Below are 7,642 nucleotides of genomic sequence, written 5' to 3'. Positions count from 1 at the left end.
CAGGCAGTTTTTATGCATATTTTATTATATTGCATGGTGGAGTACGACAGTACGACGAGACCACCAAACGCACAGCTCAAAAAAATGAGCATACAGAAAAATAGCATATTCTTTTATATCGCGGGGTGGAGCATGGTAACATGCGAGGAGTACGACAGTACGACGAGACCATCAAACGCACAGCTCAAAAAAATGGGCATACAGAAAAATAGCATATTCTTTTATATCGCGGGGTGGAGCAGTCTGGCAGCTCGTTGGGCTCATAACCCAAAGGTCGCAAGTTCAAATCTTGCCCCCGCAACCAAATAATTTCATAGAAGGTCCGGTAGTTCAGTTGGTTAGAATGCCAGCCTGTCACGCTGGAGGTCGCGGGTTCGAGTCCCGTCCGGATCGCCTTTTTGCTATAATATACATGTTGAAAAACATGTATTTTTTTATGCGAAAAATTACAAATTTAGTCCTTCAATATGTAGAAGTGTTCCTTGTAAATAATGAACATTAACATACGTATTATTCGTATAAATCATCACTAATTTTAGTGACAATACATTGAAATTACAACGATTTAATGAGAAAATACGAATGTATTCATTAAAAATAGTAAGCTGGAGTTGAAAAGAAATGCATGAATTTCAATTGATTCAGCAATTAAAACAAAAACAGTATCGCCAAGCGTCCTTAATAAAAGGAGTTGGAGATGATGCAGCAGTATTTCGAACAAATGATGACATTATAACAGCAGTTGATACATTTGTTGAAGGGATACATTTTTCTAAAAAAACGATGAGTTACTATCATGTTGGGTATCGTGCATTAGCTGCAAATATTAGTGATATGGCAGCAATGGGAGCAAAACCGGCATATTATTTAGTATCTATCGTCATTCCGAATGATATGGTGGAAAGCGATGTACATACATTGTATGATGGAATGAAGGCATTGGCAGACGAATATAAGATGGATTTAATAGGTGGAGATACAGTCTCTGGAGAGCATTTAACGATTTCTGTAACGATTATCGGAATGGTTGCTAAAAATAAAGCGAGGTATCGTCATGATGTTCGAGTGGGAGATATCGTCTTTACAACAGGAACATTAGGGGATGCTAGTTGTGGCCTTCATTTATTGCTTGAAGAAATGGATGCAATTGATCGTGCATACTTTATCCAACGTCATCGAATGCCAACACCAAGAGTGGCATTTGCCCAAGCTTTACAAGGAATAAAACGAGTTTCTCTCAATGATATTAGTGATGGAATTGCAAGTGAATTACATGAAATTGCAGTAGCATCAAAAGTAGCAATAGAAATCGATGATATAAATATTCCACTCCATCCTTCCATGACACAATTCCCACAAGAGATGCAACACCAATGGAAATATTTTGGTGGAGAAGATTTTGAATTAGTAGGAACAATAGAAGAACATTCTGTAGATATTTTAAAAGAAGCTGCAAAGGTTACTAATACAAAAATATCAATTATAGGTAAAGTGTTGCCATATGAATCAGGGCATAGTGTATATATGAAACAAGATGGACGGAGTGTTCCATTACCGAAGGACGGGTATGTTCATTTAAAGTAGGAGGAACGAGAGTGGTTTTTCAAATTACAACAAATAATGAAGATGAAACGAAACAATTGGCATTTGTTTTAGGCAAATTACTTCGACGCGGGGATGTACTTACATTAGAAGGAGATTTAGGTGCTGGTAAAACGACGTTTACAAAAGGGATAGCTAAAGGATTAGGTATTAAACGAAATGTGACAAGCCCTACATTTACGATTCTTAAGCAGTATGAAGGAACTATGCCTTTATATCATATAGATGCATACCGTTTAGAACATTCTGAAGAAGATATTGGATTTGATGAATTCATTTATGGTGATGGAGTGACCATTATAGAATGGCCAATGTTTATTCGCGAATACTTACCGGAAAATATAATGAAAATAACGATTCAGTTTGTAGAGGAAACAAAGCGTACGATTAAGTTAGAACTTGATATGGAAAGAGAAGAGCAAGTTCAACAAGCATTTGAAGCAATGAAAGAGGATGAATAGCGATGAATATACTTGCGATAGATACATCAAATGATGTGTTAGGAATAGCAATACAGAAGGATGATAAAGTTGTAGCTGAGTGGATGACACATATTAAAAAAGATCATTCATCACGTCTTATGCCTGCGATTGTATATGCGATGGAACAGGTGCAAATGGCACCAGATCAACTGGATTCAATAGTTGTAAGTCAAGGTCCTGGTTCATATACAGGAACGAGAATTGGTGTGACAACAGCAAAAACATTGGCATGGTCATTGGAAAAACCTATTTATCCTGTATCGAGCTTAGAAACATTAGCATACAATGGGGTATTTCAAAAAGGATATATTGTACCATTTTTTGATGCACGTCGCCAAACAGTGTTTACAGCTTTGTATTATTCGGATGGTACCTCTTTGCAATTAGTAAAAGAAGAAACGAATATCCCTATGGAAACATGGCTTGAGGAGCTAAAAGACTTAGGGGAGAAGGTTATGTTTTTAAGCCCGCATTTAGTTATTTTTCAAGAGATGATTGAAGCAAAAAAAATGAATCATTTCTATCTTCCAAATAGTATTTTTCATACACCACGTCCGAGTAATATGTTTATGTTAATGAAGACGTCTGAAGTAGCACATTCAGTAGCACCTAATTATTTACGTATAACCGAAGCTGAGGCAAATTTATTAAAACAGAAAAAGGAACAGTCAGATGAAACTTAAATTATCGATACGACAAATGACCGTTGAAGATATTCCGTCGATTGTTCATATTGATGAGCAGTCATTTCAAACGCCTTGGACAGAAGAGATATATGTGCAAGAATTAACGAATAATGATTATGCGACATACTTTGTTGTAGAATCAGATGAAGAGATTATCGGTTATATTGGACTGTGGATTGTATTAGAAGATGCTCAGGTAACAAATATTGCTATTTTGCCAAAGTATCGTGGTTATAAAATAGGGGAAAAATTATTCGGTTTTGCAGTGCAATATTTAATGAATCAACAGGTGGAGCGTCTATCATTAGAAGTGCGTGAATCAAATGAAACCGCACAAAATTTATATCGAAAATTTGGGCTTGTTGCGGGTGGCATTCGAAAAAATTATTATAAAGATAATGGGGAAGACGCATTATTAATGTGGGTGAATTTAAAATGAAAACAAATAATATAATATTAGGAATTGAATCGAGTTGTGATGAGACAGCCGTTGCTATCGTGAAAAACGGGACAGAAGTATTAGCAAATGTCGTTTCCTCCCAAATTGAAAGTCATAAACAGTTTGGTGGAGTTGTACCGGAAATTGCATCAAGACAGCATGTCGAGCAAATTACGATTGTATTGGAAGAAGCTTTTGAACTGAGTGCTGTAACATGGGATGATATTGATGCGATTGCGGTAACAGAAGGACCTGGATTAATTGGGGCACTTTTAGTCGGTATTAATGCAGCGAAAGCCTTAGCTTTTGCAAAAGATAAACCACTTATTCCTGTGCACCATATTGCCGGACATATTTATGCGAATCGAATTGAAAAGGAATTTGAATTTCCTCTTTTATCTTTAATCGTTTCCGGTGGTCATACTGAATTAGTTTATATGGAAGATCATGATACATATGAATTAGTTGGGGAAACATTGGATGATGCAGCAGGAGAAGCATTTGATAAAATTGCTCGTTCTTTACAACTACCATATCCTGGTGGTCCACATATCGATCGATTAGCACATGAGGGAGAAGATGTGTATAATTTCCCACGTGCATGGCTAGAAGGGACATATGATTTTAGTTTTAGTGGATTAAAATCAGCAGTTATTAACTTTATCCACAACCAAAAACAACGTGGAGAAAAAATTGTTGTGGAAAACATTGCAGCTAGTTTTCAGGCAAGTGTTGTAGAAGTGCTTGCAGAAAAGACGTATCGTGCTGCTTTAGAAAAAAATGTGAAGCAAGTAATCGTCGCTGGTGGAGTTGCGGCAAACAGGGGCTTAAGAACAGCATTATCAGAACGCTTTCAGCAAACAGATATTCCATTATTAATTCCACCAATACATTTATGTACAGATAATGCAGTTATGATTGCGGCAGTTGGAGCAGTTTTATATGAGAAAAAACATTTTGCCTCTTGGGATTTAAATGGAAAAGCATCCTTATTTTTAACATAATTATACACAGCACTATCCACAACAATGTGTATAAGTATTCAGAACTTTGATATTATGGTAACAATGATGTGGATATAGCTGTGAATGGATAATATGGAAAGCATTTATCTGTTGATAAGTAGAAATGTAAAGAAAAGGACGATATAATAGAAGCATTATGAATTTTAATGGGAATATGGTGGTTAGACAAAATGTCCAGAAAACAATCACATTATATACAACTTGATTTAATCGTTATGTTGCTAATACTAGTAACAGTTAGTGTGTTAGCTATTTATAATGCACAACAATTAGGGCAATATCCCGATAAAAACTTCGCCTTACAGCAAACCGTTTATTATGGTATGGGGTTAGGTGTATTAATTGTTATGCAATTTTTTGATTTAGAACAATATCGGAAAGTTAGTTTATATGTTTATATATTAGGTGTGTTATCGGTATTTTTACTAGCGATTGCACCGAGTTCTATGGCTTATCCAGTAAACAACGCAAAAAGTTGGTTCAACGGTTCGATGTTTCCATTGACGATACAGCCATCTGAATTTGCCAAAATTGGGCTCATTATGTATTTATCTGCAATTATTGTAAAACATAAGGAGAAAAACGAAGTTGCCACACTAAAAAGCGACTTATGGTTAATTGCTAAATTAATCATTATAACATTGATTCCAGTCATTTTTATTATTGAACAGCCGGATTTAGGAACATCTGTCGTATTTTTCTTTATTACGGGGATGCTCATTATTTTATCTGGGATCGATTGGAAAATTCTCGTCACTTTAATTGTGGGAGGAATTGCAGCACTTGTTTTAGCAGTCTTTTTAATTGTTAATTTGCCAGATATAGCAACAAATGTATTAGGGATTAAACCATACCAAATTGAACGAGTGATGACATGGTTTGAGCCTGGGGAACAATTAGATGATGATCGATTTCAAATTGACCGTTCTTTATTAACAATTGGTTCTGGTCAACTATCTGGAAAAGGAATGAATAGTGCAGAGGTAGCTTTACCAGAGGCACATACGGATTTTATTTTCTCCATTATAGGAGAGAGCTTTGGATTCATCGGTAGTGCGGCAGTCGTATTCGTCTTTTTCTTACTAATTTATCGGTTCGTCACCTTGGGGATGCAAAGTTATGATGAAGACCCGTATGGATCTTTTTTATGTTTTGGGTTTATGGCATTAGTATTAATCCATACATTCCAAAATATCGGGATGACAATTGGAATTATGCCGATAACGGGGATTCCGCTTTTATTCGTCAGTTACGGTGGTAGTACGACCTTATCAACGATGATTGGATTTGCGCTTATATATAAAGTAGCGACCGAACATTCAAGACAACAAAGTTTCTTATTTTAATAGAAAAAACTGTTGCGAAGTGGTGCATAACATATGACCACGGTGCAACAGTTTTTTGTCTTTAAAACTAATCTTGCAAACTTGCCCATTGTTCCATTTTTTCATCTAATTGTACTTTCATTTGTTCACATTCTTCTGCTAGTTCAAGTAATCTTTCATGATCATCTAATACTTCTGGTAATGTCATTTCCAATTCCTTTTCTTCTAATGACTGTTCTAATACTTCTATTTCTTCCTCTAACTTTTCAAGTTTACGCGCCATCTTACGTTGCTCACTTTGTAATCGTTTTTGTTCTTGAAATGATAGATTTTGTTTCGGTGCAACTTTTTCTAATACTTCCACTGTATTTTTTTGTTCTAACTTCGCAATTTCTTCTTGCTCTAATTTTTTCTCTAAATAGTAATCATAATCACCGAGGTATGTCGTTACACCGTCTTTTTCTAAATGTAAAACTTTATCGGCAATTTTGTTCATGAAATATCTGTCATGTGAAACGAATAAAATGGTTCCAGCAAAATGTTCCAATGCTGTTTCAAGGACTTCTTTACTCGCTAAATCTAAATGGTTCGTCGGTTCATCTAGTATTAAAAAGTTCGCCTTTTGCATCATTAATTTCGCTAATGCAACACGGGCTTTTTCGCCCCCGCTTAAGGTGTGGATATGTTTGAGGACATCTTCCCCAGAAAAAAGAAAAGTACCGAGTACTGTGCGGATTTCTTGTTCTGTTTTATTCGGAAAATCATCCCATAATTCGTTTAATACCGTCTTCGTTTCCGTTAGTTTCTCTTGTTCCTGTGCATAATAACCAACTTGAACATTGGAACCGAGCTGAATTTCTTCTACTTTGTTCTCCACAATCATTTTTAGAAGAGTCGTTTTACCAACACCGTTATCCCCAATTAATGCCACTCTTTCCCCACGATGAATATGGAATGTAACATTTTCAAAAACAGGTTCTGCTTCATTCTCATACGTATATTGCACATCACGCATGTAAAGAACATCATTTCCACTCGTTTTATTCACTTCGAATGAAAAAGAGGCGGTCGATTCATTGCCTAAGGGACGTTCTAGACGAACCATTTTTTCTAGCTGTGTTCGTCTACTTTGGGCACGTTTTGTCGTTGAAGCACGAGCAATATTTCGCTGAATAAAGTCTTCTGCTTCCTTGATTTCTTGTTGTTGTTTTTCATATAATTTTACATCACGTTCATAGTTTGCAGCTTTCATTGTTAAAAACTGTGAATAATTTCCGTGGTATTTAAATGCTTGTTGATAAGTCACTTCATAGACGGTCGAGACAATTTTATCTAAAAAGTATCTATCGTGTGAAACAATGACGATAGCGCCATCGTAATTCAGTAAATAGTTCTCCAACCAAGTTAATGTACGAATGTCTAAATGGTTTGTCGGCTCGTCCAATATTAAAAGTTCTGGTTTTTTTAATAAAAGTTTTCCAAGGGCGAGTCTTGTTTTTTGCCCACCACTTAATTCATTAATTGTTAAAGAGAATTGTTCTTCAGGGAAGCCTAATCCGATGAGAACACCTCTTATATCACTTTTAAAACGATATCCTCCATCTGATTCAAACGCTTCCTGGCGTCGACTATATTCATTGATCATTTTTTCATCATAATCACCACGCGAACTGACGGATTCAATTTTTTCTGCAAGGGCGATTAATTCATTTTCTTCATCTATTAAATGTTGAAAAACTGTTAATAATTCTTCCCATAATGTACGTTCCGAGTGTAGGTCATTATGTTGTGCTAAATAACCGATTTCGACATCACGGTGAATAAAAAGTTCCCCTTCATCATACGGTAATTCGCCAGTCATAATTTTTAATAATGTCGATTTACCAGCACCATTTCTTCCGACAATGGCGATTTTATCCTCACTTTTAACTTCTAAATATATATTGTTTAATATGATATTATCTCCGAGAAAAGATTTTACGATATTTCTTAATTGCATAATAATCATCATTGTTCACCTCATCTTCTATGATTGTACAGTATTCTAGGTTAGAAAGGCAACGACTGGGATAGAAAATAAGGA

Annotated in this window: 7 protein-coding genes and 2 tRNA genes; 8 read left to right on the top strand and 1 reads right to left on the bottom strand. The window is 35.7% G+C overall.

What is annotated here, in order from left to right; genetic code table 11:
- The first annotated feature begins 227 nt into the window (after nt 1-227).
- The 8 genes from SPD45_RS09545 to SPD45_RS09510 all read left to right on the top strand — a co-directional run bounded on the left by SPD45_RS09545 (nt 228) and on the right by SPD45_RS09510 (nt 5,580).
- A tRNA-Met gene (locus SPD45_RS09545) sits at nt 228-304 on the top strand.
- Nucleotides 305-319: 15 nt separating this feature from the next.
- Nucleotides 320-393: transfer RNA gene (locus SPD45_RS09540), tRNA-Asp, on the top strand.
- A gap of 228 nt (nt 394-621) precedes the next feature.
- On the top strand, nt 622-1,584 hold the full coding sequence (gene thiL, locus SPD45_RS09535) for a thiamine-phosphate kinase (protein WP_336267505.1): 963 nt from the start codon (nt 622-624) through the stop codon (nt 1,582-1,584).
- Between the two features lie 11 nt (nt 1,585-1,595).
- Complete coding sequence (tsaE, locus tag SPD45_RS09530) at nt 1,596-2,063, top strand: tRNA (adenosine(37)-N6)-threonylcarbamoyltransferase complex ATPase subunit type 1 TsaE (RefSeq protein ID WP_336267504.1); 468 nt, start codon at nt 1,596-1,598, stop codon at nt 2,061-2,063.
- A 2-nt stretch (nt 2,064-2,065) separates the two neighbouring features.
- Complete coding sequence (tsaB, locus tag SPD45_RS09525) at nt 2,066-2,767, top strand: tRNA (adenosine(37)-N6)-threonylcarbamoyltransferase complex dimerization subunit type 1 TsaB (protein ID WP_336267503.1); 702 nt, start codon at nt 2,066-2,068, stop codon at nt 2,765-2,767.
- Entirely contained in the window at nt 2,757-3,209 is a 453-nt protein-coding gene (rimI, locus tag SPD45_RS09520) for a ribosomal protein S18-alanine N-acetyltransferase (protein ID WP_336267502.1), read from the top strand. Before tsaB ends, rimI begins: the two co-directional genes overlap by 11 nt.
- Entirely contained in the window at nt 3,206-4,213 is a 1,008-nt protein-coding gene (tsaD, locus tag SPD45_RS09515; protein WP_336267501.1) for a tRNA (adenosine(37)-N6)-threonylcarbamoyltransferase complex transferase subunit TsaD, read from the top strand. Before rimI ends, tsaD begins: the two co-directional genes overlap by 4 nt.
- A gap of 191 nt (nt 4,214-4,404) precedes the next feature.
- The gene (locus SPD45_RS09510) at nt 4,405-5,580 is read left to right on the top strand and encodes an FtsW/RodA/SpoVE family cell cycle protein (protein ID WP_336267500.1); all 1,176 of its coding nucleotides are present in this window, start codon (nt 4,405-4,407) and stop codon (nt 5,578-5,580) included.
- Between the two features lie 67 nt (nt 5,581-5,647).
- Here the strand turns inward: SPD45_RS09510 and abc-f are convergent, their stop codons facing one another.
- Nucleotides 5,648-7,570: a ribosomal protection-like ABC-F family protein gene (gene abc-f, locus SPD45_RS09505; RefSeq protein ID WP_442962010.1), complete on the bottom strand. Its 1,923-nt coding sequence runs from the start codon at nt 7,568-7,570 to the stop codon at nt 5,648-5,650.
- Nucleotides 7,571-7,642: the final 72 nt, after the last annotated feature.

It is taken from the genome of Pseudogracilibacillus sp. SO10305 (genome assembly GCF_037072005.1).
Taxonomy (GTDB): domain Bacteria; phylum Bacillota; class Bacilli; order Bacillales; family Amphibacillaceae; genus Pseudogracilibacillus; species Pseudogracilibacillus intestinigallinarum.
The sequence above is the reverse complement of the archived record's forward strand: the minus strand, read 5'-3'. Positions and strand labels throughout refer to the sequence as shown.

Bases quoted from the DNA above. Each gene is read 5' to 3' on its own strand.
- thiL (WP_336267505.1), top strand. From the start codon at position 622: ATGCATGAATTTCAATTGATTCAGCAATTAAAACAAAAACAGTATCGC.
- tsaB (WP_336267503.1), top strand. From the start codon at position 2,066: ATGAATATACTTGCGATAGATACATCAAATGATGTGTTAGGAATAGCA.
- rimI (WP_336267502.1), top strand. From the start codon at position 2,757: ATGAAACTTAAATTATCGATACGACAAATGACCGTTGAAGATATTCCG.
- tsaD (WP_336267501.1), top strand. From the start codon at position 3,206: ATGAAAACAAATAATATAATATTAGGAATTGAATCGAGTTGTGATGAG.
- SPD45_RS09510 (WP_336267500.1), top strand. From the start codon at position 4,405: ATGTCCAGAAAACAATCACATTATATACAACTTGATTTAATCGTTATG.
- abc-f (WP_442962010.1), bottom strand. From the start codon at position 7,570: ATGATGATTATTATGCAATTAAGAAATATCGTAAAATCTTTTCTCGGA.